The organism is Streptomyces sp. NBC_01390, from assembly GCF_045040105.1.
In the GTDB taxonomy this organism is placed as follows: Bacteria; Actinomycetota; Actinomycetes; order Streptomycetales; family Streptomycetaceae; genus Streptomyces.
In genome coordinates this window covers 7,515,525-7,538,544 of record NZ_CP109551.1, presented here as the reverse complement: position 1 = coordinate 7,538,544, position 23,020 = coordinate 7,515,525, and the positions used below count along the sequence as shown (strand labels likewise).

Here is a 23,020-nt window from a genome sequence, read left to right as displayed (position 1 = left end):
TGGCTGGAACGGGCTGCTTGGGTGGAGCCCTGGCGGCTGCCCATCCAGCAGACATGGCCGAGGTGTCCGGAGTGGTCACGACAAGACCCCGCCACTGCTTGCCGAGTTCAGAGCGCGGGTTCGCTCCCGCATGGCCTGCTGCCGCTCCTCGTCCGTTGCACGGCGGACGCGCGCAGGGTCGACGTCCCACTCACGTCCGCCTGTCACCGGCCGAAGCTGCACAGCCCGTCCAAGGTGACCCATGACGTAGCCGAGCCTGTCGCGCTCGGTGTCGACGACCAGCGCACCCTCCGGCTGCTGTTCCTCAGGCATCACGTGTCGCCCCTCGTCGGATCGCTTCGGCCAGGCGGGCGGCCACGTCGGAGCGCACCCGCCCCAGCTCGACGTCGGACGGCGCCGCTCTCAAGGTCTCCGCCGCCGCGTGCGGGTCGGCGTTGTTCCGTTCATTCGTAGCCATGGGCAGGACGCTAGAAGCGTGGCGTTGACCGGCGATACGCTGTTTTCTCGAATTTGCTCGCCGTGCTCCCGAGATTGCTGGTGTTTTCTCCTGAGCCCTGCCTGACCCCGTAGTGCCAGGCCCGGACGCCCGACCATGCTGATGGGATCAACACCCCGCGGAAGGGAGAGCGTCCATGGTTCGTCGGTTGCGCTTCACCGGCACAGACAGCAAGGTCGACGGTTGCCCCGCCCTGCACACGGACGAGAGCAATGCTCAGGACTTGTGGATCGGTTCCGGGAGGGCGTGCGAAGGGCGTACCTTCCCGAATGATCCTTTGATGGTCACCGAGTAGGCCCGCGTTCGCAGCGCGGGTCGGGAAGGCACGCCCGTGCTCAGCGTAGTGAACGCCGATGGCTCGACCGAGACCGGCTCCCTGATCGACGAGATCGTCCGCGAGGGCGCCCGCCGGATGCTGGCCGCCGCCTTGGAGGCCGAAGTCAACCAGTACATAGCCGAGTTGACGACCGAGACCGACGAGCGGGGGCGTCGGCTCGTGGTCCGCAACGGTCATCACCGGCCCCGGACCGTGGTCACCGCAGCCGGGCCGGTCGAGGTCACCGCGCCTCGGGTGAACGACCGTCGAGTGGACGAGGCCACCGGTGAGCGCAAGCGGTTCTCGTCGAAGATCCTTGCGCCGTGGTGCCGCAAGTCGCCCAAGGTCAGCGAGGTGCTGCCGCTGCTCTACCTGCACGGACTGTCCTCTGGGGACTTCGTGCCGGCGCTGGAGCAGTTCCTCGGCTCGGCCGCCGGACTGTCGTCGGCCACCGTGACCCGGCTGACGAAGCAGTGGGGCGACGACCACGCCGCCTTCCAGGCCCGTGACCTGTCCGACCGGGACTTCGTCTACGTGTGGGCTGACGGGGTGCACCCCAAGGTCCGGCTCGGGCAGGCGCACTCATGCGTCCTGGTCCTGCTCGGGGTGCGCGTCGACGGCACGAAGGAGCTGATCGCGATCGCGGAGGGGCTGCGTGAGTCCACGGAGTCGTGGGCCGACCTGCTGCGCGATTGCCGCCGGCGCGGCATGCGCGACCCGGAGCTGGTGGTCGGTGACGGCGCGATGGGGCTGTGGCGGGCCCTGGCCGAGGTCTTCCCCGCAGCCAGGCATCAGAGGTGCTGGGTTCACAAGGCCCGAAATGTCACGAACGCCCTGCCGAAGTCCGCGCAGCCGGGCGCGACGAAGGCGATGCAGGAGATCTACAACGCCGAGGACCGCACGCACGCCGAGAAGGCAATCGACGCGTTCGCGAAGACCTACGGGCAGAAGTGGCCCAAGGCCGTCGCGAAGATCCTCGACGACCGGGAGGAACTGCTGGCGTTCTACGACTTCCCGGCCGAGCACTGGATCCATCTGCGGACCACAAATCCGATCGAGTCCACGTTCTCCACGGTCAAGCTCCGCACCAAGGTCACTCGCGGCGCTGGCAGCCCAGCCGCGGCCCTCGCCATGGTGTTCAAGCTCGTGGAGTCCGCCCAGGCCCGCTGGCGGGCGATCACCGGCGCACACCTGGTCCCGCTGGTCCGCGCGGGCGCGAGGTTCGAGAATGGCCAGCTCGTGGAGCGAAACGAGGTCGCGGCCTGATGACCGCCCTGGATCCCCTCACCGACGAGGAACTGGACGAACTCGACGAGCTGGCAGGGGCCGCGACTCCGGGCCCGTGGTTCGTCCGCAGCCTCGACGATGCCGACGCCATGAGCCTTGTCGCCGTGAGCACAGTGCCCGACACCGGCCTCGGCGAGCGGTGGCCGGGCTTCGACCACCGCGAAATCGTGGCGGCGACCCTCATCCAACAACCCCGCTACGTCGATGCCGTCGATGAGCGATGGGACGAGAACGCGCACTTCATCGCGGCCACCCGCGGCACCGTCCCCCGCCTCGTCGCCGAAATCAGGCGTCTGCGCCAACAGCTGGAGGCCACCAGTCCTACGAATGGTCAAGAAGCGAACTGATCCACAACTATTGACAATTGCTCCACGGACGAGGGCACCGGCGAGATCATCGTTCAGGGCACGCCCGTCACCGACCCCGAAGACCTCGCACAACTCCAGCACTTCGGAGTCGACGAGGCAGCGGTGGCCGTGCCGCGCGAACTGCTCGTGAACTGGGGGCCGAAGGAGATGGAGCGAGTGCCGGAACGCGTGGACCGGGCCACCTTCCGCCGCCTGTTCGAGACCTTCGAGCACACCGCCTGGCGGCTGGAGACGCGGCGCGGTTACGCCTCGGACCGGCAGGACCCCGACTTCCAGGCGTTCCTGGCCACCGGCTCGTCGCCCTGCGACCCCGACGAACCCTGGTTCGTCAACATCAAGACCCAGACGGGCGCCGGAAAGACAGTCGGCCGTGTCCGCATCGCCGACAACCCACCCACCACGGAACAGCTGTTCCTGCTCGACTACGCCAGGCACAACGCCACCTTCGGCGAGGACATCCGGTACTTGTGGCGCGAGGACGCCGCGCGGGCCGGCCTGCCCGCCGAGGACTTCTGGATCTTCGATTCACGGCTGGTCGCCCTGCTGCACTTCGATGACGAGGACAACATGCTCGACATCGAGCTGATCACCGAACCGGCTGAGGTCGTGCGGTACTCCATCGTGCGCGACGCAGCGATGCACCACGCGATCCCGCGCGAGCAGTTCGCCGCGCAGGTGGCCACGACCGAATAGCACCTGACCGATGAGCACTGACTACCAGCAGGCACGGGCGGCGTTGGGTGCGCGGCTGCGCGAACTCCGTTTCACCTGCCTCGGCGGTCGGCTCACCGGTCAACAGCTCGCGCAGCGACTCGGCTGGCCGGGCTCCAAGGTCAGCAAGCTGGAGAACGGCAAGCAGACGGCCACCCCAGAGGACCTGATGGCGTGGGCCCACGCGACCGGGCAGCCGGAGGTGTACCCCGAACTCGCTGCCCGGCTGGCCGGGTTCGAGTCGCACATCAGGTCATGGCGTCGAGCGCTGGCGAACGGCTTCAAGCCCCTTCACGAGGGGCTGAGCGCCGAGATCGACCGCACCTCGGACATGTGGGTCTGGGAGGAGTCGGTGATCGCCGGACTGCTACAGACCCCGGAGTACGCCCGACACGTCATCCAGCGGTACTCGGAGCTGCTGGGCGGCCCCGGCGACATCGAGGCAGCCGTCCTCTCCCGGGTGCAGCGCCAGGAATGGCTGTACCGGTCCGGCCGCAAGCTGCACGTGTTGATGTGGGAGGCAGCGTTGCGGTCGCTGATCTGCCCGCCCTCGGTGCTGGCGAGCCAACTCGACCGTCTCAGCGGCATGATCGGTATGGACACCGTCGAGCTGGGCGTCATCCCCTTCACGGCGTCCGTCAAGATCGTGCCAGCCAACGGCTTCTGGGTGCTCGATGACCGGCTGGTCGTCGCCGAGGACTGGCACGCCGAACTGTGGCTGGACGACGCCGACAACATCGCCTTGTACAAGAAGGTCTGGAAGACCCTCAGTGAGTCGGCGGTGCACGGGGCCGACGCCCACAACGTCATCAACTCGGCGCGCCGTGCCCTGAACCCGCCCTGATGACGTTGGGTGCGTGCGCAGGGCCCTGGGCAAGCACCCACCTGCCGAGGGCCCTGTCCCGGCTCAGAGCGCCGTGAACTCCACGAACGCGGTCCACGCCGTGGGTTCTACGGCGAGTGCGGCGCGGGTTGTGTCCTTTGAATCGCGGACGTGGACCGTGGCGGGGCGGGCGGCTACCTCGACGCATTCGCCGCCCGAGCCTGTGCTGTAACTGCTCTTGAACCAGGCCGACTCGGGCAGCGGCTCTATGAGCTGTTTGGCGTTCATCTCTCTCCAAGCAACTTCTCGATGAGGGCCAGCGACTCGCGCGGAGTGAGCGCCTGGGCCCGAAGGATGCCGTACTGCTCCTCGATCTCCCGTACCTGTTTCCGCTCCGTGTAGAGACGGCTGTCCTTGTATGCCTCTACGTAGGCGATCCTCTGCCCTTCGTGCGTCTCGATCAAGGTGAAGGGGCCTTCCAACCCAGCATGCTCGTCCCGCTCGATCGGCATCACCTGGACTTCCACGTTGCGCCGGTGCCCGTACAACAGAACCTGCTCCAACTGGCCTCGCATCACGGCCCGTCCACCGAGCGGTCGCCGTAGGACGAACTCCTCGATGACAAAGCTGATGGTGGGCAGCTGGGCCTGAGAGAAGACCTCCTGGCGGGCCAGACGAGCCGCAACCCGCTGGCTGATGGTCTCCTAGTCCAGCAGCGGACGCCACATGGAGAACACCGCTCGCGCGTAATCCTCCGTCTGCAACAGCCCTGGTACTGCCTTCGTCGCGTACACATGCAGGGCTGCCGCCTTGGCCTCCAACCTGGCCGCATCACGGAAGAACGCCGGATACTGAGCCCGAGCCACCTCCTCCTTGCTCGCGCTCAACACCCCGCCCGCATCAAGCACTTCGTCCGCCCGGTCGATGAACTTCGGCGGCGGGATGCGTCTCCCCTGCTCGAACGCCGCGATCGTCGAGGCGGAGTACCCGGTCAGCGAGCCGAGTTCCGCGCGGTCCATCCCCGCCCGCTCGCGGAACAGCTTCAACTGCCGCCCGAACACGTAGAGAATGCCCGCCCCGAACTCGTACTCCGGCTGCTGAACCTCGTCGTCCACGCCGCAGCTCCTCCCGTACGCCCACCACCGCCACCACCGGACTTCACCCAACGCGAGGCACCAGGAACCAGTCACGCCTCGCGCCGCATACAAGCGCGCAGCCCGCGCGTACAGCCCGTACCCGTCAGCGCGTCACTCCTGGTCAACGCTACGCAGAGTCGACGACCGTTGACCTCATGAAGTCAGCAACTCCCCCCAACGGGCATATGCCACAGCGCCTCGCACCCGAACGCGAGTTCACCATGCGCTTCACCTCAACCCCACGCGGCGCCCGCCTCGCCCGCCGACTCGTCTCCCACCGCCTGAACGACTGGGGCCACCCCTACACGACCCCGGCCAACGAGACGCTCACCCTCGTCACTGCGGAACTGACCGCCAATGCCGTACGCCACGGTCACGTCCCCGGCCGGGACTTCCACCTCCAACTCACCCTGGCCGAGGGCATCTTCCGCATCGAGGTGACCGACACTCGCGCCGAGAAGGAGCCCCCGTCCACTCCCCCGACCCCCGACTGCTCATCCGAGTCCGGCCGCGGCCTGCTCCTTGTCTCCGCCCTCGCGGACGACTGGGGCGTCACTCCTCGCCCGGCCGCCCCCGGCAAGACCGTCTGGGCCCAGCTGCGCGTACCGACCGGCGGCCACCCGCGCATTCACCGGGTGGCCCCTCGTCCAGGACAGGAAACGCGGCGGCCTCGGTGAGCATCAAGAACGCTCACCGAGGCCGCCGCTCCCCCGTATTCCCCCGTGCTCCCCCTGCTTCCCCCGCTCCCCCTGGCCCGTCAGTCCGTAGCGATAGCGTTCAGTACGTTCATCCGCCCCGCCCTGAACGCCGGTACCAGTGCCGCGAACAGGCCCACGAAGGCCGAGCCGATGAACACTCCGGTGATCGTCGGCCAGGGGATCTCCAGGACGTTCAGGCCCTCCAGGGCCAGCAGTTGCTGGGCCGTCGCGCCCCAGCCCATTCCCAGGCCCAGGCCGAGCAGTGCGCCGAAGAGGGCGATCACGACCGACTCCAGCCGGATCATCCGGCGCAGCTGCAGCCGCGACAGGCCGATCGCCCGCATCAGGCCGATCTCCCGGGTCCGCTCCACCACCGACAGGGCCAGGGTGTTCACCACGCCCAGGACCGCGACGACGATCGCCAGGGCGAGCAGGCCGTAGACCATGTTGAGGAGCTGGCCGATCTGGTCCTTCAGTTCCTGCTTGTAGTCGGTCTGGTCGCGGACCTGGTACTGCGGGTAGGGGTCCAGGGCCTTCTTCAGCGCCGCGTACGCCGCCTCCTCCTGGCCCTTCTTCGCCGAGGCGAACATCACGCTGCTCGGCGGGACCTTGGCGGCCGGCAGGTACTTCTCCATCGTCGCGATGGACAGGTACTGCGAGCCCTTGTCGATCGCCACGTCGTCGTCGGTGATCGCGGCGACCCTGAGTTTCGCCGTCGAGCCGCCCTCGAAGGCGACGGTCATCGTGTCGCCGACCTTCACACCGTGGTCCTTGGCGTAGTCGGAGCCCAGCGACATGGCGTCCCTGCCGTACGCGGCGCTCAGCGTGCCCGAGACGGTGGTGCGGCGCAGGTCGGAGGCGTACGTCGGGTCGGCGGCCGTCAGTTGCGTCTTCTCCCCCTTGCCGGTGGGCGGGGTCAGGGTGACCTCGACCTCCTTGTAGCGGGTGACGTGGGTGAGGCCCGGCGAGCTCTGCATCGCCTTCTCCGCCTGCGGCACGATCCGCTGGTTGCCCTCGACGATGAAGTCCGCGCCGACCGACTTGTCCAGCTCGCTCGTCGCCGAGGCGACCATCGAGGAACCGACCACCGACAGACAGGCGACCAGGGCGAGGCCGATCATGAGGGCCGCGCCGGTGGCGCCGGTGCGGCGCGGGTTGCGCAGGGCGTTGCGCTCGGCCAGCCTGCCGACGGGGCCGAAGCCCCGCAGCAGCACGGCGCTGAGCACCCGTACGACACCGCCGGCGAGCAGCGGGCCGATGATCACGAACCCGAGGAGCGAGAGCACGACGCCCGCGCCGAGGACCAGTGAGCCGTCGCTCGCCTTGTCGGCGGTGGCGGCCAGGTAGAGGGCGAAGCCGCCGGCACCCGTCAGGACGAGGCCGATGAGACCCCGTACGAGGCCCGCCTTGCCGTCGGCCGGGGTGCCGGCGTCGCGCAGGGCGGCCATCGGGGAGACCTTGCCCGCCCGGCGGGCGGGGAGGTAGGCGGCGAACACGGTGACGACGACGCCGAGGACCAGACCGATCACCGGGGTGGTCGCCTTGACGGTGAGGTCGTCGGTGGAGAGGTTCATGCCGGCCATCGCCATCAGCTTCATCAGGCCGATCGCGATGCCGACCCCCGCGCCGACACCGAGGATCGATCCGACGAAGCCGAGCAGCAGCGCCTCCACCAGTACGGACCGGTTGACCTGCTTGCGGGAGGAGCCGATCGCCCGCATCAGGCCGATCTCGCGGGTCCGCTGGGCGACCAGCATCGAGAAGGTGTTGATGATCAGGAAGATGCCGACCAGGAACGCGATTCCGGCGAAGCCGAGCATGGCGTACTTGATGACGTTCATGAACTGGCCGATGCCTTCACGGCTCTCGTCGGAGAACTCCTTCTGCGTCTGCACCTTGAACACACCGTCGGCCGTGAGTGCCTGGGTGACGTTCCGCTTGAGCTGGGTGTCGGTGACACCGCCCGCCGCCGTGACGTTGAGCTGGGTGAACCGGCCGGTGGCGCCCAGGAGTTCGCGTTGCGCGGTGGCGGTGTCGAAGTAGACGACGGCCGCACCGGGGTTGGTCACCTTGAAGGTGGCGATGCCGACGATCCGCGCCTTGATGTCACCGGTCTGCGCGATGGTACGAAGCTCGTCGCCCATTTTCAGGTGGTGCTTGTCGGCGGTGTCGGCGTCGACCATCACCTCGGTGGGCCCGCGTGGTGCGTGACCGCTGGTGATCTCCATCGAACGCAGGTCGTTGCGCGTCCAGTTGCCCGCGATGGTCGGAGCGCCGGTGGTGGACCCCATGTTCTCGTTGTCGCTGTTGACGACGGTCACGTTCATCGAACTGACCGCGCCCTCGGCCGACTTGACGCCCTGGGCCTGCTGCGCCTTGGCGAGCACGGAGGCCGGCAGCGACTCGGGTACCCCGTTCTGCGGGGTGTCGTCGGTCTTGGCCGCCTTCGGGGACACCGTGACGTCGGACGACGTGGTCGAGAAGAGCTTGTCGAACGTCGTGTTCATGGTGTCGGTGAAGACGAGCGTCCCGCACACGAACCCCACCGACAGCAGCACGGCCACCGCCGACAGGGCCATCCGGCCCTTGTGCGCGAAGAAGTTGCGCATCGAGGTCTTCAGCACAGTCATGACGTACGCCCCCGCGCGTCGAAGTCCTTCATACGGTCGAGGACGCTGTCGGCGGTCGGCCGGAACATCTCGTCGACGATCCGCCCGTCCGCCAGATACAGCACCCGGTCGGCGTACGAGGCGGCCACCGGGTCGTGCGTGACCATCACGATGGTCTGGCCGAGCTCGTCCACCGAGCGGCGCAGGAAGCCCAACACCTCAGCACCCGCACGGGAGTCGAGGTTTCCGGTCGGTTCGTCACCGAAGATGATCTCGGGGCGTGCCGCCAACGCCCTTGCCACGGCCACGCGTTGCTGCTGACCGCCGGAGAGCTGGTTCGGTCGGTGCTTGAGCCGGTCCTTCAGCCCCACGGTCTCGACGACCTGGGCCAGCCAGCCCTTGTCCGGCTTGCGGCCCGCGATGTCCATGGGGAGCGTGATGTTCTCCAGCGCGCTGAGCGTCGGCAGCAGGTTGAACGCCTGGAAGATGAACCCGATCCGGTCCCGGCGCAGTTGCGTCAGCTTCTTGTCCTTGAGCCCGGTGATCTCGGTGTCGTCGAGGTAGATCTGCCCGGACGTCACGGTGTCGAGACCGGCGAGGCAGTGCATGAGGGTCGACTTGCCGGAGCCCGAGGGGCCCATGATCGCGGTGAACTGTCCCCGCGCGATGTCCACGTCGACCTGGTCCAGGGCGACGACGCGGGTCTCACCGGACCCGTACGCCTTCACGACCTGCCGCGCCCGTGCGGCAACGGCCGTACGCCCTCCAGTGCCCCCGTGCCTGGTGATTGTCACAGCCGATGTCACGGTATGTCTCCTAAGTCGGTCAGTGCCGAAGCGCACTGAATCCCGCCGATGCGGATTCTGATGTGGATGCGTTGCCCTGCGGTATGGCTATGAGTCTGCTGGTCGGACGGGGGCCGGGTCTCTGGTGCCCGGCCCAGTCTTCTGCGGGGGAAAACCCCACCCCCGAAGTTCAGGAACGCCGTCCCCGGCGGCGTAAAGCCAGATTAAGGACGGCCGGGGTCCCGTCTCGTCCTCCGTCGGTACGAACCCTCCCCGAGCCGTAGTAAGGAGGTACCCCTAGGGGCAGTCCACCCGTCGGTGGAGCTGATCTCGGGGTCGCCTCCACCCTCCCGGCGCGTGAGGGTCAAGTGGCAGAGTGGTCGTCGGCAGATAGATGCAGGGGGAAAGGAAACCGGGTGGGCAGTGGCCGCCGTACGAGACCCGCGATACGCGACACCGCGCGGCGCACCGGAACCGAGAAGCGAGGGGCCGTCGTCGCCGCCCTGATGCTCGCCATGGCGCTGGCCGCGCTCGACTCCACCATCGTGTCCACCGCCGTACCGCAGATCGTCGGCGACCTCGGCGGCTTCTCCGTCTTCTCCTGGCTGTTCTCGGGCTATCTGCTGGCCGTCACGGTCACCCTCCCCGTGTACGGCAAACTCTCCGACACCTTCGGCCGCAAACCGGTCCTGATAGCGGGCTGCGCCCTGTTCCTCGCCGGCTCACTGCTCTGCGCGCTGGCCTGGAACATGGGCGCGCTGATCGCGTTCCGGATCATCCAGGGCCTCGGCGGCGGCGCCCTCCAGGGCACGGTCCAGACGCTGGCCGCCGACCTCTACCCTCTGGAGCAACGCCCCAAGATCCAGGCCAAGTTGTCGACGGTGTGGGCGACCTCTGCGGTGGCGGGCCCCGCGGTGGGCGGGATCCTGGCGGCCTACGCCGACTGGCGCTGGATCTTCCTCGTCAACCTCCCCGTCGGCGCGGTGGCGATGTGGCTCCTGGCCCGCCACCTCCACGAACCACAGCGCGACACCTCCGGCGCCCGTCCGCGTATCGACTGGGCCGGCGCACTGGCGGTGTTCGCGTGCGGCGGCGTACTCCTGACCGCCCTCGTCCAGGGCGGCGTGGCCTGGCCCTGGCTGTCGTGGCCGTCAACCGCCTTCTTCGGTACGGGACTTGCGCTCGTGCTGCTCGTCGTCGTGATCGAACGCCGCGCGGCGGACCCGATCATCCCCGGGTGGGTGTGGCGGCGCCCCACGATCGCGGCGGTCAACCTGGCGCTGGGCGCGCTGGGCCTCCTGATGGTGGCCCCGACGGTGTTCCTGCCGACGTACGCCCAGTCGGTGCTGGGCCTGACCCCGATCGCCGCCGGATTCGTGCTGTCCGTATGGACGTTGAGCTGGCCGGTGTCGGCGGCGCTGAGCCAGCACGTGTACCGCAGGATCGGCTTCCGCAACACGGCGATGCTCGGCATCGGCACGGCGACACTGATCCTGCTGGCGTTCCCTTTCCTGCCCTACCCGGGCTCGCCCTGGCAGCCCACGCTGCTGATGCTGCTGCTCGGCGGCGCTCTCGGTCTCTTCCAACTCCCGCTGATAGTGGGCGTCCAGTCGACGGTCGGCTGGTCGGAGCGCGGCACGACGACGGCTTCGGTGCTCTTCTGCCGCCAGAGCGGCCAGACGATCGGCGCGGCCCTGTTCGGCGCGGTGGCCAACGGAGTACTGGCGTCCCGGCTGGGCGGCGCGGGCGACCTGGACTCGGTGACCCGGGCCCTGGGCGCGAGCGTCGCCCCGGAGGCGACCCGGCGGGCGATCGCGGACGCGGTGCACTCGGTGTACTTCGGCGCGGCGGGCGCGGCGGCACTGGCGTTCGTGGTGCTGCTGGTGCTGGCGCCGCGAAGGTTTCCGGTACTGGAGAGGGACCAGTAAGGGAGCAGTGGGGGACCAGTAGGGGAACGGGCGGAGCGGGGCCTCAGTCCCACCAGCCGGAGTCGTCGAAGGCGTTTTTCAGGTCCTCGAACAGGCTGAGGTCACAGGGGCTCAGGCTGGTCGACTCGGCCGCGTTGACGACGGCACGCGCGATCCTGCGCACCACTTGCCAGTACTCGGACCGGTTCCCTTCGTCCATCAGCCTGGCCAGGCCCTCCGCCGGGTATCTGCCGCCGAACCGGGGGTCGATGTAGGGGACCGAGCGGGTGGCGAGGGGCCGTCGCCACTCGTCTGTGCCGGCCCAGAGGACGGGCACGATCGTGGAGACACCCTCGCTCTCCGACGCGAACTGCCGGCGGCGGCTGAAGGCGTCCCACTCCCTGCCGCACCACTGGCTCGCGAAATACTGGCGTGAGTAGAGCGGCACGAAGACCCGGGCGCTGGCGAGGGCGAGTTTCGTCCGCTCCTGCCGGTTCTCGTCGCCACGCAGCTCCTCCTCCGCGAAGAAGCCCGTACCGGAGACCAGGGCTGGGGTCAGACGGGAGATCTCGGCGGTCAGATCGCGGAAGAAGCGCCTTTCGCTGCCGCCGCCGCCCGCTCCGTGAACGCAGCTGAGATAGAAGTACGGCGGCTGCGGGGCCTCGCGCGTGGGCTGCGGCGCCACCGGCATACGGTCACGGGCGCGGACGCCGGCAGCGAGGTCCGCCAGCAGTCCCGGTGTGACCTCGATGGTCCCGGCCGAACCATCGGTCGAGTCCGAGTCCGGGGCCGCCGTCAGGGCGCGGGGCCGTCCGGCGGTGTCGATCAGCGCGGTACCGGTGGGCAGGCTGGTCACCGGCGCGGAGCCGGGCCGCAGCCGGATCAGCGGTGCCTCCCGGGTGCTCTCCGCCGGGGCGTACCACGCCGCGACGAGGTCGGCGTTCTCGTCCTCGCGGGAGAGATCGGAGTGTGCGGGCATCAGCCCCGGCACCCTCAGCAGGGTCAGCTGGGAAATTCCGCCGGCTCGGTCCCATCGGAACACCGGCATGTGCGAACGGCCCTGCCAGTGAACCTCGACGGCACCCGGCAGGTCCTCGATCACCGTGGTCAGCACCGCCCCGGGCCACGCGACCACCCCGGTACCGACGAAGACGCCGTCACGTGCGAGCCAGACGAGGGAGTCCCTGAACCCGGCGCCCCCCGCGTCTTCCAGTCGCTTCGCCAGCACCTGCTCGACATGGACATGGACGGGCCGACGAGCGTCCTTGACGGCCGCCACGGACAGGACGAGCTCGCGCGGGTGCCTCCCTGTCACCACGGCCAGATCGGCCAACTCGTCATCCCACACCCACAGTTCTCCGCGCTCGTCGGCGAGTGTGCTGTGCAGGTGGTTCAGGACGTCGAGGAAGCTCAACTCGCTCATCCGCACCCGCTCGTGCATGCGCCAGAACATGCTGTCGGGCCAGGGCCAGGACGCGTCCGTGTCGGCGGTCACCAGCAGGCTGCCGTAGCCCTCCGGCGGCAACCAGTGCGGGGAGAACCCGGAGGTGACTCCGTCGTAGATCAGCAGCCAGCCGGGGTGCTCGCGCAGATACCGGGTGAGGCCGTTCATGCGGGCAGGCGCATCGCCCTCGTCGGGGATCCCCAACTCGGTTGCGAGCGCGGTGAGATCGGCTTCGAAGTCCGCCCCGGTGCCGACCCGGATCCAGTGGACGGAGGTGAACCCCGCCGAGCCCTGTAGCTCCCGCACACAGTGGAGGGCCAGCGTCGTCTTGCCCGCACCGGGAGCTCCTTCGATCACACACTCCGCCACGCTGTCGACCGGATAGCTCACGCCGGTCGAGGGTGCGCCCCTGCGCAGCACCGCCAGGACATCGGCGGCTTCCGCAGGGGGGATGTACGACGCCGGTGCCGGGCCGGCCCAGGGCAGCGCCGGGACTTCCGCCCGCGCGTGCTCCGGGCCGTCGCCGGCCCCGGCTTCCGCAGGCCGCACACCCCGCCGCCTGCCGGAGAACCGTCCCAGGCCCCGCCCCAGCCTGACCGCGAGGCGGGCCCCGACCGTCCCCCGCTCCTCGTACTCATCCGCCTCTGTATCAGTCTCAGCCTCGGTCTCGGTCTCGGTCTCTGCCCCTGTGTCCGACCGTGTCTCCGCCTCCGCCTCTGCGCCGGCAGCGCCCGTACTCCCGACCGCCGCCACGCCCCCCGCCAACCGGTCCACCAGCCACTGGTAGTCACCCCCCGCCCCACCGATGACCGCCAGCGCGACCTCGGCGAACGCCCGGCTGTCCTCGGGGAGTTCGAGACCGTCCAGTACCGCGGCCCCAGCCCCGTTCTCCGCCGCTGCCATCAGCGCGGCGAAGTCGGTCACGCCTCCCAGGGTCGCCGCCACCCGCTCGCTCACGCCGTCGGTCACCTGCCGCAGCACCCGCCGGGACTCCGTGCGGGTCATCCGGGCCAGCAGCGCGTCCCGTACGCCGTCCCGGAAGTCGTACACCACCGAGTCGGGGTCCTCACCCGGTTCCACGGGGGTACGACGGACCAGGAGCCCGGAGAGGAAGAGCTCCGCGAGGTGCATCGGGGTGGACGCGGGAAGCAGGGCGCGCTGGACCAGGCGCATCACCGGCAGGCTGAGCGGGGCGGCGGAGAGCAGGCGCAGGAGGCGGAAGGCGTCCGGGGAGTAGCCCACCTCGAACCGTTCGATCCACCCGGCCGGGGTGTCGGGCTCGTCGGCCGGAGTGGCGCGTGCCGGGCGGTCCACGACCGTCAGCGCGGCAGCTCGCAGGGGCGTCCAGTCGCTCGTGCGGCCGGAGACCAGCCGGGCCCACGGGCTGAGCCACGGCTCCGAAACCTCCAGTACCGGCAGCCAGTCGACCCGGGCCCGGTCGGCCGTACCCGCTCGGCCCCGCGCGATCCCGGGCAGCGGAGCGGACGAGACCGCCTCGATCGTCGCACGGGGCGCCGCCGCTCCCCGGGCCCGGACGACCGCCGTACGCAGCGCCGTACGGTGCCACAGCCGGCTCGGCAGGACCTGAAGCGCGGCCACGGGACGTTGCCCGGACCAGCGGGCCAGCATCCTGGGCAGTTCGGCGCCGTACCAGGACGGGCCGACACCGTCCGTCAGGACCAGCACGACCCGGCGTCCGGTGGGGTCGTACAGAACCTCACCCCAGCGTCGGGTGGGGGCCGGTGCCTGCGGGCCGCGCCGGAAGGGTGCCAGCCTCGGCTCCGGACCGTCCGTGTGCAGCGCCCAGGCGCGTACGTCGGCGAAGGTGCCGTGCCGTTCGAGCAGGGTGCGCAGTTCGCCGGCGAGCCGGTGCCAGACGGTCATCGTCGTGCCCACGTCGACCAACAGGTCTACAGAGAAGCGGCGTTCGGTGGCCGGGCGCAGCACCGGCAGCAGCAGTCCCGTGTCGCCGGAGGCGGCTGCGGTGGCTGGGACGTCGAGGGTGCGGACATGGGCCGAGGGGACCGTCTGGCGCAGCGGGCGCAGTGCGCGGGTCAGGGACAGTACGTCGGGGAGTGCGGCCGGTTGGGCGACGCGGATGGCGTAGGCGCCGCCGGGTGCGGACGGGACACCGCGCGGCCCGCCGGGCAAGTGAAGCCGGGCGGCGGGGAGTTGCGGGGCGACGCCCTCCCGGCCGGAGGCAGGAGTCCGCTCCGGGTTCGGCGAGGTCGGCGCCGTGGAAGAGCCGGGGGAGGCGGGCGAGGCCGATGGGAGTGGAGCGGCGGCCGTCGTGGAATCCTGGCCCGGTCCCATAAGCGACGCGGGTGACACAGACGACACGGGCGACCGGTCCTCCGCGGTGAGGCCGCTGAGCCGGGCGATCCACAGCACGTCGAGCACGTCGCAGGCGTCCATTACGTCCGGTGCGGCGCCCGCTCCGGGTCCCGCACCCGGGTCCGAGCCGCCGTCCGGTCCCCAAGTCCCGGCGGCGAGCAGTCGGCCGAGTTCCTCCCGCAGGACACCGTCGGCGCCCCCCGCCCGCGAGCCGCCGCCCGGCACGGCCTCCCCCGCCTGGGGTAAGGCGCCCGGTCCCGGTCCCGGTCCCCCGCCCGTCCCCGGCACACCCCGCGCCGCGCCGCCCGCGAACCCTCGCGCCTTGTACCTCGGCACGGCAGCCCCTCAGCCCTGGTCCAGGGGGCGCATCAGGTGGTCGCGCACCAGGCTCTGGCCGACCTCCCCGTCCCCCAGGCCCCGTTCCGCCATCAACAGCGCGTTCAGTAGCTGGTCGTTGGCCAGCGGCCCCAACTCCCGTTGCCTGGTGAGGAACTCGGAGATGAGCCGGGCCCGGGTCGCCGCCGCACGTCCGGAAGCATCGGAGCCCGGACCTCCCGGACTTACCCCTTCCCCGTCCCGTTCCTCTGCCTCACCCGGGGCTTCCAGCCGACCGAGGTGCGCGGCGACGATGCCGGCCAGCCGCTCCCCGTCCGCCGCGCCGATCTCCAGGCGGATGCAGCGCCGCAGGAAGGCCATCGGGAACTCGCGCTCCTCGTTACTGGTCAGCACCACCAACGGGAACTCCGCGCAGGCCACTTCACCCCCGTCGACGTCGCGGCCCTCGCGGTCGGCCGTCTTCACCAGCTGTCGGCCCGGTCCCATCCGGGCCAGTTCGGGGATGACGAACTCGCCCTCCTCGAAGACGTTCAGCAGATCGTTGGGGAAGTCCATGTCACCCTTGTCGATCTCGTCGATGAGCAGGACCCGGGGGCGTGCCCAGGGCAAGAGCGCCGTTCCCAGCGGGCCGAGCCACAGGTACTTGCCGATGTCCGGCGGTTCCTGGACCGGGGCGTCGCGGCCCGCGAGGGCGCCCGCGTTGCGCAGGCCGGCGTCGTACAGCCGGCCGACGGCGTCGTACTCGTACAGGCCGTCCTTGAGGGTGGAGCGGCTGGTGACGGCCCAGCGCAGGACCGGGCCGAGTTTCAGCTCGTGTGCGACGGCGTAGGCGAGGGTGGACTTCCCGGTGCCCGGCTTGCCGGTGAGCAGGAGCGGACGGCGCAGGTGCAGGGCGAGGTTGACGAGGTGGATCTCCTTGTCGTCCGCCTGGTACGCCGCTCCCTGCCCGGCCCGGCCGAGGTGGCGCCGTACGGTGTCCCTGTCCGGTTGCGTCGGCGGCTCGGGCAGACTGCCGGGGTCGGCACCGCCGTAGCGGAAGGCCCGCCAGGGAGGCGCCGCGGGCAGTCGACGGATACCGTCGTGCGGGGTGCCGACGCCCTGGTAGACCCACCAGTCCTGGCTGTCCGGCCGCTGTGTCATGGCGCTCCTTCGCCGGCCCCGTGGGTGCCGGACATCTGGTGGTCCTGGTCGCTGTCGACACAGTTCGGGTCGTCCCACAGCAGGGTGACCTGACGGCGTACGTCCGTCTCGTCGTACCGGTTGCGTCTGCGGGCCTGGTGCACGCTGTGCGGCAGGTCGGCCAGCAGGGCGGGCGGCGCTGTCTGGCGCAGCGCGTCGAGCAACTGAGCGGGATCGCCCGGGTCCCGGCGCCACACCATGGCGGGGATGCCGTACGCCACCAGGGCTTCGCGCACCGCCTCCTGGAGGAGTGGATCCTGGTCGCCGTAGGGGGCGACCAGGCCCACACAGGCCATGTCGGCGTTGTCCAGCAGCCAGTCCTCGATGTCCGCGAGAGCCGACAGCTGCAGGGGCGGATACTTGCCGTCGGGCCAACTGAACTGCGGATCGGGTGAGTTCTCGCCGCCCGACGGGCCCGTCCCGGCGCCGACGCCCATCCAGCCGATGCGCTCCAGCGCGTCTCCAGGAGGGCAGCCCCGGTCGAGCGCCTTCCAGCGGAGGATCCAGTCGTCGTGGACCGCGCCTTCCCCGTAGCGGAGCAGAGACCGGACGACGACCTGGGCGTTGAAACCGACCTGCGCCCTGGGCGAGGTCGACCAGGCGTCGGCGGGGTACCCGAGCAGCGAGTGCGGCAGCAGGAACTCCACCCGCTTGCTCCCGCCCCGGGCCGCGAACCAGGGTTCAGTCCAGCCGGCCACGAACTCATGTCCCCGGCGGTCGAGTTCATCGCCGGTGAACAGTCCGGGCCCAGCCCGTGTGCCCTGGAGGACGAGCGGGTCGTCGCCGGTGCGCACGTAGTGGAAGCCGCGCAACAAGTAGCGACGCCGACGGAAGGGGAGGTCCGGCGGGTCCTTCTCCTCGACCCGTATCTGGATGATGGTCTGGAGCTGTGACTCGTCGCCAGCCGGGCGAAGGCGGGCCCGGTCCGGACCGAGGATCCGAACCAAAACGTCGACCAGGCTGCTCTTCGCCGCCGGGCCGCCGGCCTCCGCGAGCATCAGCTGAAGGAAGTCCAGCAGGTCGGCTCGTGGGCTGCCTGGGGCGGCGGCGGGCCGCCATGCGTCGAAGAGTTCGTGAAGCACCCTCGGCAGGGTGACGGCGCCGTCGCCCAGCGGCCGATGTTGACGGCGCCGCTCGGACAGGTACTGGGCCACCACCCGTCCGCCGAACTCCGGTGTACAGCAACGCAGTTCACTGATGAGGTCGATCATCTGACGACGAGACAGCGGGCCGTCCACGGTGAGCACGGTGACCACGAGGTCGAACCAGACGGTGCCGAGGTCACCCGGCTCGATGTCCTTGAGCGTGTCCCGCAGCGACTCCAACGCGCCTTCCATGCTCCGGGCAGTCACGACGATGGACCGCAGATGTTTCCGGGCGGTCGTGGAGTATGGAGTCTCTTCGATGAGCTCGTCTCGGGCGTCGCCAAGCAGTTCAACGCGTGCCTCAGGCGTTGACAGCCTCTCGACGCCGAGCAGGATCTTCGTCAGCAGCTGGTTCTCCTGCCGATACTCCTGCTGTTTGTCCTGCAGGTTCTCCTGGTTCTGTCGCGGGACCCCGTACTGGTACTGCCGGGAGGGCGCCACCGGCGGGTCGGCCTCGTCCCGGGCCTGTCGGCCGAGACCACGCCGACGCAGAGCGTCGAACACTCACTCCTCCCCGAGGGCCAGACCATGGACGACGAGCAGTTCCCGCACGCCGCGCGTGCCGCTGTCGTCCGGCGCGATCTCCACCAGGGCGAGATACAGGGCCTTGAGCACGGCATCCCGCAGCAGGGCGGTGCGCTCGACACGGCGGACGAGTGAGCGCAGGTGCGTCCGGGCATCGGCGCTCTCCGCAACGGAGAACGGGTGCCCGAGGCCCAGGTTCTCGCCCATCAGACCCAGTAACTCGTGCCGGTCGCCGAGCCGGTGGAGACCCTCGCAGGCGACGAGGCTGTCCAGCAGCACCTTGGCATCCGGGAACACGAACTCCGGCGAAGCCGGGACAGAAGGCACCACGCCCCGCCCTTCCCCCACGACGCCTACGGCACCCACGGCACCCACGGCACCCACGGCAGGCGATCCACCCCCTGCACTCACCGCAATCTCCCGCTCCGCCTCGTACGGTTGCCCCGTCAGCTTCCGCAGCAGCCGCTCCGCTCCCGCGCCGGTGAGGTCGTCGAGCCGGTAGAAGGTGTCCGTCCACCGGCCCAGCCACATGGGCAGGTCGTCGGGTGAACCCCCGGGCAGGACAACGGGGATGATCCGGTCGAGGGCGGCAGCGTGATCCTCGTACAGCATGTTCCGCAGCAGCCGCGCCTCCCACTGCACGCCCATCCCCACACCGGCCGGGGCGTCCCCGTCCGCCCTGCGCCGGTACTCCGGCGAGGCGACGACGATCACGTACCGGCTGTCGCGGATACCGCGCAGCATCCACAGGGCCCAGTCCTGGCGGCTCTCGTCCGCGGGCAGATCCAGCCCGGCGTCGATCCCGCACGAGCGGAGCAACTGCCAGAACTCCCTGACCTGCGCCACATGTTGCTTGTTGTCATGCGCGTACGAAACGAACACCCGCACGGGTGGCACCGGTTCGACACTCATGTGGCATCCCCCTTGCGTCCCCCACACCACCACGAGTGCGTACATCATGGCGCAAGCCGGTCTCACAGGTGGCTCATTGGCCATACTTCAGAACTTCGGTCGCCCGCTACTCCGCCGCCGCCCGCCCCGTGAGCGTGGTCAGGCTGCTGCGTACGTGATCCATGTGGGCCTGTACGTCGTCCCACTCCTGCCCGTGTTCCCGCAGCACGCGCTCCGTCTCGCGGGCGACACGGTCCTCCTGGACACGGGCCTCGGCGAGGATCTCCGCGGCACGGATCCGGGCGTCGTCCTCGGTACGCCCGACCGACCCCTCGGCCTCCGCGAAGGCCCGCTCCGCCTCGGACAGCGCGGCCTCGGCAGCCGCCATCCGTTCCGTGTTCCGCGTCTCCAGGGCGACTTCACGCTCGGCGGCGAGCCGTTCCGCCTCGGCCCACCGTTCGGCGTACTCCTTCTCCTGCTCGGCGAGCAGCCCCGAGGTCCGCAGCCGCATCTCGCGCAGCGCGGCCAGCGCCTCCCCCCGGCCCTCCTTGACCTCCCGCCGGGCGCCGATCCGGATCTCGTCGGCCTCGGCGCGGGCGGCTAGCAGCCGGTGCCTGGCACGTTCCTCGGCCTCGGTCCGTACGGCCTCGGCGGCGGCACCCGCGGCCTCCAGCAGGGCGTCGGCGCGGGCCTCGGCCTCCGCGACCAGCTGCCGCGCCTCGCTCCGCCCCCGCTCCCGTACGGCGCCGGCCTCCTCGACGCCCAACTCGAAGAGCCGCCGGGCGCGTTCACCGAGGGTGTCGTACGTCTGCGGCGCCAGTGCCGCCACGACCTGCCGCAGCCGCTCAGACTCCGCGGCCATCTCCCGGGCGAGCACGGTCAGCCGCGCGGCCCGCTCCCAGGCGGCGTCCCGCTCCGCGGAGAGCGCGGCGGCGTACGCGTCGACCTGATCGGGCCGGTAGCCACGCCCCCGTCCGGCCCCGAATCCGGCCACGAATCCGTGCGACATCGCTGCGCCGCTCATCCTGCGACCCCTCTCCGCGTACGACGTAATGATTTCGCGCACATCTTGATGGATTGGGGTGAAATGTGCCTAACGCGACACTCCGGGCCAGGACACGCTCGGCACACGAAGGGGGGTGGGTGACCGTACGGTCACCCACCCCCCTTCGTCGAAACGGCCGGTCGGCCGGCTAGAGCAATCCGTCCCACATCTGCTCCAGCAGCACCGACCACCAGCTCTCCGGCGAGCCGAGCGCCGCCGGGTCGAGGGAGGCGAGCTGAACCTGGAAGTCGACGGTCCAGCGGCCCGCCTGCTCCTGGTTGAGGCCGTAGCGCAGCCGCCACATACGGCCGAGCAGCGCGAGACAGCGCGCGAACTCGGGCAGCCCCGTGTTCACGAACTGCGGCGGTACGGGCGCTCCGCCCGGCCCCGCCTCCACGGGCACCGCGACGATGTTCGCCGTCCCGTACTGCACGCAGATCGCCTTGCCGAAGTCAGTGCCCATCACGAGATACGACCCGGCGTCCGACGCCGGCCGCACCCCACGCTCCTGCGCCAGCTCGGCGAGTGTCGGCACCGGCCGCCCCGGCTGGGCCTGAGCCCAGAAGAACGGCCCCATGTCGGCGGGCAGCCCGGCGACGACCAGTGTGTGCGCCACGATCGGCGGCACCCCCTGCCGCGACACCGCCGCCTGGTCGAACCGGAACACGCCCGGCCCGAACGCGCCGGCCAGCTCCTGCGCGACCCCCTCCGGGTGGATCGGCGGCGCGGGCTGCACGGGCGGAAGCGGCGCACGCACCGGCCCCGGTCGCGCCGGACCATCCGCCACCTGGTGCAACTCACCCTGGTGCGCGAGGAGTTGGGCCATGCCCTGCTGGCGGCTCGCGTGATCGGTGCCGTAGGGAGCGATGCTGGTGATGCGGGCGTTCGGCCACTGCTCGCGGATCATGCGCGCGCAGTAGGCACCCGGCAGCTCACAGCTCTCCAACTCGGTGTGCAGTTCGAGAACCTGATCCTGCGGGATACTCATCGCCCGCAGCTCGTGGAAGATCTGCCACTCCGGATGCGGCGTCCCCGGCGCGGACCGCCGGATCACCTGCTGCTCGGACCCGTCGGGCGCCCGGTAGCGGAGCACGGCCTGGTAGCCGGGACCGACCGTGGGCTGCCCGGGCGGCGGGTAGCCGTACGAGGGGGGCTGAGGGCCGGGAGGGGCAGCGAGGTTCGGCGCGGGCGGCGGCGGAAACCCTTCGGCGGACGCCGACTGGGGGTGCCCCGCGAAACCGGGCGCCGTCATACCGTGCACAGGCTGACCACCCGGCGCGGGCATACGCCCCCCGGGGTGCGGAGGCATCGCACCGGGGGACACAGGGGGCTGCGGACCACTGGGGGGCGCGCCCGGGAAACCCGGAGCACCGGACGTACCGGGGAAACCGGATCCGCCAGGGAAACCAGGAGCACCCGGCGCCCCAGGAGCACCTTGCGCGCCCGGGGTGGGGTAGCCGCCCGGAGCACCGGGGGCACCCTGCCCGCCGGGCGCGCCCTGGGCACCGGCGAAACCGGGGGCACCTGGCCCGCCAGGCATGCCGTGGCCACCCGGAGCACCGGGAGGCTGGGGAGCACCAGGAGCAGGCGGTACGCCCGGAGCACCTGGCGCACCCGGGCCGCCGGCGAAACCAGGAGCACCCGGCCCGCCAGGCATGCCATGGCCACCCGGAGCACCCGGCCCGCCAGGCATGCCATGGCCACCCGGAGCACCGGGGCCACCGGGAACGCCCTGCGCACCCGGGCTGCCGGGAAACCCGGGAGCGCCAGAGGCACCGGCAGCGCCCGGAGCGCCGGGGAACCCCGGTGCGTTAGGGGAGCCGGGAGGACCGGGAGGACCGGGTACACCGACGGCCGGGGGCGGCGGGGGCATACCGGGCCCGGCGACCGGGGGACCGGCCAGCACGGTCTCGGCATGGTGCACGGCACCCGGGGCCCCAGGAACGCCGGGAGGCTGGGGAGCACCAGGAGCAGGCGGGACGCCCGGCACACCCTGCGCACCCGGAGGCTGGGCAGCCCCGGGATTCCCAGGAGCACCCGGCGGCCGGGGCACGTTGGCGGCGCCGCCCTGAGGGTCGGCGAACATGGTCGCCGCCTGATGGACACCGCCGGGAGGAGTACCCCCGGGTGAGTGCGGAACGCCAGGACGGTTCGAGGCACCAGGTGCACCCGGAGCGCCGGGCGGACCGGGCGGCAACGGAGCGCCCGCCGGCTGGGCAGCCCCAGGATTCCCAGGAGCGCCAGGCGGACCCGGAGGCAACGGAGCGCCGGGCGGGTTCGGCGCACCCGGAGGCCGAGGAGCACCGGACACCCCGAGCCGACCGGACCCGGCCGACCCACCGGGGGCACCCGGCGCCTGCCCCCCGCCCGCGCCCGGAGCCTGACCCACACCCGGAGCCCCGGGAGCCGCCGGAGGCTGGGGCGCACCGGCCCCGCCGGGGCCACCAGGCCCGGAGAACATCGTCGCGGCCTGATGAACGCCCCCAGAGGGCGCGCCCGGCCGATTCGGTCCGCCGGCCGGACCCTGACCCGGACCGCCGACGCCCTCTGCCCCGTCAGCCCCGTCAGGCCGTTCGGCGTCGAGGGCCGACACGAACTGCGTGGGCACGTAGCCACCGGCGGGGCCGGGTCCCGGCGGCCCAGGAGGCGCAACTCCCGGACGGGCGCCCGGAGTTCCGGGGGCGCCCGGCGGAGGCGGGGTGCTCGCGACCCGGGCACCGCGTGGCGGCGGGGCCTTGCTGGTCGCCGCGTCGGCGATCTCACCGGCGTTGGGCGCGAGCGCCCGCGCCGGAGGGGTGGGCGCACCGGGCGCCCCCTGCGGGTAACCGTACGAAGGCGCACCGGCCCCCTGTGGATACCCGTACCCCGCGGTCGCGGCAGGCCCTGAAGCCGCCGCGGCTCCGTTGAAGGCGTCGCGGTCCTCGTCGCCGAGCGGCGGCGAGAACACGGTCGCCGGCAGGGGCACGGAACGGTCCTCCCCCGCGT

General features: G+C 70.9%; 17 protein-coding genes and 1 pseudogene. 6 read left to right on the top strand and 12 right to left on the bottom strand.

Annotated features, from left to right (window positions below):
• Positions 1–75 precede the first annotated feature (75 nt).
• Together OG241_RS34065 and OG241_RS34060 are read right to left on the bottom strand one after the other, a co-directional pair.
• Positions 76–312: a hypothetical protein gene (locus OG241_RS34065; RefSeq protein WP_405820829.1), complete on the bottom strand. Its 237-nt coding sequence runs from the start codon at positions 310–312 to the stop codon at positions 76–78.
• On the bottom strand, positions 305–457 hold the full coding sequence (locus OG241_RS34060) for a hypothetical protein (protein ID WP_405820828.1): 153 nt from the start codon (positions 455–457) through the stop codon (positions 305–307). The genes OG241_RS34065 and OG241_RS34060 overlap by 8 nt, the downstream gene beginning before the upstream one ends.
• 370 nt (positions 458–827) lie before the next feature.
• On the opposite strand from OG241_RS34060, the gene OG241_RS34055 reads away from it, so the two are divergent.
• Genes OG241_RS34055 through OG241_RS34040 form a run of 4 tightly spaced genes read left to right on the top strand, consistent with a single transcriptional unit; the run spans position 828 to position 4,022 of the window.
• Positions 828–2,078 carry an IS256 family transposase gene (locus tag OG241_RS34055; RefSeq protein WP_405816475.1) on the top strand — a complete coding sequence of 417 codons (1,251 nt, stop codon included), beginning with the start codon at positions 828–830 and terminating at the stop codon, positions 2,076–2,078.
• Positions 2,078–2,446 carry a hypothetical protein gene (locus OG241_RS34050; RefSeq protein ID WP_405816476.1) on the top strand — a complete coding sequence of 123 codons (369 nt, stop codon included), beginning with the start codon at positions 2,078–2,080 and terminating at the stop codon, positions 2,444–2,446. Before OG241_RS34055 ends, OG241_RS34050 begins: the two co-directional genes overlap by 1 nt.
• A gap of 9 nt (positions 2,447–2,455) precedes the next feature.
• On the top strand, positions 2,456–3,160 hold the full coding sequence (locus OG241_RS34045) for a DUF6879 family protein (RefSeq protein ID WP_405826558.1): 705 nt from the start codon (positions 2,456–2,458) through the stop codon (positions 3,158–3,160).
• 10 nt (positions 3,161–3,170) lie between these two features.
• Entirely contained in the window at positions 3,171–4,022 is an 852-nt protein-coding gene (locus OG241_RS34040; protein WP_405820826.1) for a helix-turn-helix domain-containing protein, read from the top strand.
• A 63-nt stretch (positions 4,023–4,085) separates the two neighbouring features.
• On the opposite strand, the gene OG241_RS34035 is transcribed toward OG241_RS34040, so the two are convergent.
• Both OG241_RS34035 and OG241_RS34030 read right to left on the bottom strand, forming a co-directional pair.
• Positions 4,086–4,289 (bottom strand): DUF397 domain-containing protein, encoded by a 204-nt coding sequence (locus tag OG241_RS34035; protein WP_405820824.1) that lies wholly within the window; start codon positions 4,287–4,289, stop codon positions 4,086–4,088.
• Positions 4,286–5,116, bottom strand: a pseudogene (locus OG241_RS34030) (helix-turn-helix domain-containing protein). Before OG241_RS34030 ends, OG241_RS34035 begins: the two are co-directional and overlap by 4 nt.
• Before the next feature lie 176 nt (positions 5,117–5,292).
• Between OG241_RS34030 and OG241_RS34025 the strand changes: the two are divergent.
• On the top strand, positions 5,293–5,814 hold the full coding sequence (locus OG241_RS34025) for an ATP-binding protein (RefSeq protein ID WP_405820823.1): 522 nt from the start codon (positions 5,293–5,295) through the stop codon (positions 5,812–5,814).
• An 80-nt stretch (positions 5,815–5,894) separates the two neighbouring features.
• Here the strand turns inward: OG241_RS34025 and OG241_RS34020 are convergent, their stop codons facing one another.
• Both OG241_RS34020 and OG241_RS34015 read right to left on the bottom strand, forming a co-directional pair.
• Positions 5,895–8,465, bottom strand: coding sequence for an ABC transporter permease (locus OG241_RS34020; RefSeq protein WP_405820822.1), 2,571 nt, complete (start codon positions 8,463–8,465; stop codon positions 5,895–5,897).
• On the bottom strand, positions 8,462–9,250 hold the full coding sequence (locus tag OG241_RS34015; RefSeq protein WP_044473866.1) for an ABC transporter ATP-binding protein: 789 nt from the start codon (positions 9,248–9,250) through the stop codon (positions 8,462–8,464). The genes OG241_RS34020 and OG241_RS34015 overlap by 4 nt, the downstream gene beginning before the upstream one ends.
• Before the next feature lie 395 nt (positions 9,251–9,645).
• On the opposite strand from OG241_RS34015, the gene OG241_RS34010 reads away from it, so the two are divergent.
• A complete protein-coding gene (locus OG241_RS34010) occupies positions 9,646–11,157 on the top strand; it encodes an MFS transporter (protein ID WP_405820820.1) in 1,512 nt (503 codons plus the stop codon).
• A 43-nt stretch (positions 11,158–11,200) separates the two neighbouring features.
• Here OG241_RS34010 and OG241_RS34005 read toward each other — a convergent pair whose 3' ends face one another.
• From OG241_RS34005 to OG241_RS33980, 6 genes are all read right to left on the bottom strand, one after another.
• Positions 11,201–15,250: a TIR-like protein FxsC gene (locus tag OG241_RS34005; RefSeq protein ID WP_405820818.1), complete on the bottom strand. Its 4,050-nt coding sequence runs from the start codon at positions 15,248–15,250 to the stop codon at positions 11,201–11,203.
• Between the two features lie 9 nt (positions 15,251–15,259).
• Positions 15,260–16,390: an AAA family ATPase gene (locus OG241_RS34000; protein ID WP_405820816.1), complete on the bottom strand. Its 1,131-nt coding sequence runs from the start codon at positions 16,388–16,390 to the stop codon at positions 15,260–15,262.
• Complete coding sequence (locus OG241_RS33995) at positions 16,387–18,078, bottom strand: effector-associated domain 2-containing protein (RefSeq protein ID WP_405820814.1); 1,692 nt, start codon at positions 18,076–18,078, stop codon at positions 16,387–16,389. Before OG241_RS33995 ends, OG241_RS34000 begins: the two co-directional genes overlap by 4 nt.
• On the bottom strand, positions 18,079–19,011 hold the full coding sequence (locus tag OG241_RS33990) for a TIR domain-containing protein (protein WP_405820812.1): 933 nt from the start codon (positions 19,009–19,011) through the stop codon (positions 18,079–18,081). It lies immediately after the preceding gene.
• A gap of 106 nt (positions 19,012–19,117) precedes the next feature.
• The gene (locus OG241_RS33985; protein WP_405820810.1) at positions 19,118–20,014 is read right to left on the bottom strand and encodes a cellulose-binding protein; all 897 of its coding nucleotides are present in this window, start codon (positions 20,012–20,014) and stop codon (positions 19,118–19,120) included.
• 169 nt (positions 20,015–20,183) lie between these two features.
• The gene (locus tag OG241_RS33980; protein WP_405826556.1) at positions 20,184–23,000 is read right to left on the bottom strand and encodes an SUKH-4 family immunity protein; all 2,817 of its coding nucleotides are present in this window, start codon (positions 22,998–23,000) and stop codon (positions 20,184–20,186) included.
• Between the last annotated feature and the right edge of the window lie 20 nt (positions 23,001–23,020).

What these genes read in the sequence shown, in the direction of transcription:
- OG241_RS34065 (WP_405820829.1), bottom strand. Translation starts at nt 312, where the DNA reads ATGCCTGAGGAACAGCAGCCGGAGGGTGCGCTGGTCGTCGACACCGAG.
- OG241_RS34060 (WP_405820828.1), bottom strand. Translation starts at nt 457, where the DNA reads ATGGCTACGAATGAACGGAACAACGCCGACCCGCACGCGGCGGCGGAG.
- OG241_RS34050 (WP_405816476.1), top strand. Translation starts at nt 2,078, where the DNA reads ATGACCGCCCTGGATCCCCTCACCGACGAGGAACTGGACGAACTCGAC.
- OG241_RS34040 (WP_405820826.1), top strand. Translation starts at nt 3,171, where the DNA reads ATGAGCACTGACTACCAGCAGGCACGGGCGGCGTTGGGTGCGCGGCTG.
- OG241_RS34035 (WP_405820824.1), bottom strand. Translation starts at nt 4,289, where the DNA reads ATGAACGCCAAACAGCTCATAGAGCCGCTGCCCGAGTCGGCCTGGTTC.
- OG241_RS34025 (WP_405820823.1), top strand. Translation starts at nt 5,293, where the DNA reads ATGAAGTCAGCAACTCCCCCCAACGGGCATATGCCACAGCGCCTCGCA.
- OG241_RS34020 (WP_405820822.1), bottom strand. Translation starts at nt 8,465, where the DNA reads ATGACTGTGCTGAAGACCTCGATGCGCAACTTCTTCGCGCACAAGGGC.
- OG241_RS34000 (WP_405820816.1), bottom strand. Translation starts at nt 16,390, where the DNA reads ATGACACAGCGGCCGGACAGCCAGGACTGGTGGGTCTACCAGGGCGTC.
- OG241_RS33990 (WP_405820812.1), bottom strand. Translation starts at nt 19,011, where the DNA reads ATGAGTGTCGAACCGGTGCCACCCGTGCGGGTGTTCGTTTCGTACGCG.
- OG241_RS33985 (WP_405820810.1), bottom strand. Translation starts at nt 20,014, where the DNA reads ATGAGCGGCGCAGCGATGTCGCACGGATTCGTGGCCGGATTCGGGGCC.